The organism is Serratia sp. OS31, from assembly GCF_014164835.1.
Lineage (GTDB): Bacteria > Pseudomonadota > Gammaproteobacteria > Enterobacterales > Enterobacteriaceae > Serratia > Serratia liquefaciens_A.
The window spans coordinates 1-511 of sequence record NZ_JACJFQ010000109.1; the positions used below are offsets into that span (position 1 = coordinate 1).

General features: G+C 51.1%; 1 protein-coding gene. It reads left to right on the plus strand.

Annotation, left to right across the window (positions count from 1 at the left end; genetic code table 11):
• Positions 1-511 (plus strand): EF-Tu/IF-2/RF-3 family GTPase (locus tag H5P17_RS26535; protein WP_255478010.1); only part of this gene is annotated, 511 nt, incomplete at both ends.

Consider the following 511-nt stretch of genomic DNA (forward strand, 5'->3'; position numbering starts at 1 on the left):
TCAGGTTGGCGTTCCTTTCATCATCGTATTCATGAACAAATGCGACATGGTTGATGATGAAGAGCTGCTGGAACTGGTAGAAATGGAAGTTCGTGAACTTCTGTCTGCTTACGACTTCCCTGGTGATGACCTGCCGGTTGTTCGTGGTTCAGCGCTGAAAGCACTGGAAGGCGAAGCTGAGTGGGAAGCTAAAATCATCGAGCTGGCCGGTTACCTGGATTCTTACATCCCAGAACCAGAGCGTGCTATCGACAAGCCGTTCCTGCTGCCAATCGAAGACGTCTTCTCCATCTCCGGTCGTGGTACCGTTGTTACCGGTCGTGTTGAGCGCGGTATCGTTAAAGTGGGCGAAGAAGTTGAAATCGTTGGTATCAAAGACACCGTTAAGTCTACCTGTACTGGCGTTGAAATGTTCCGCAAACTGCTGGACGAAGGCCGTGCTGGTGAGAACGTTGGTGTTCTGCTGCGTGGTATCAAGCGTGAAGACATCGAACGTGGTCAGGTACTGGCT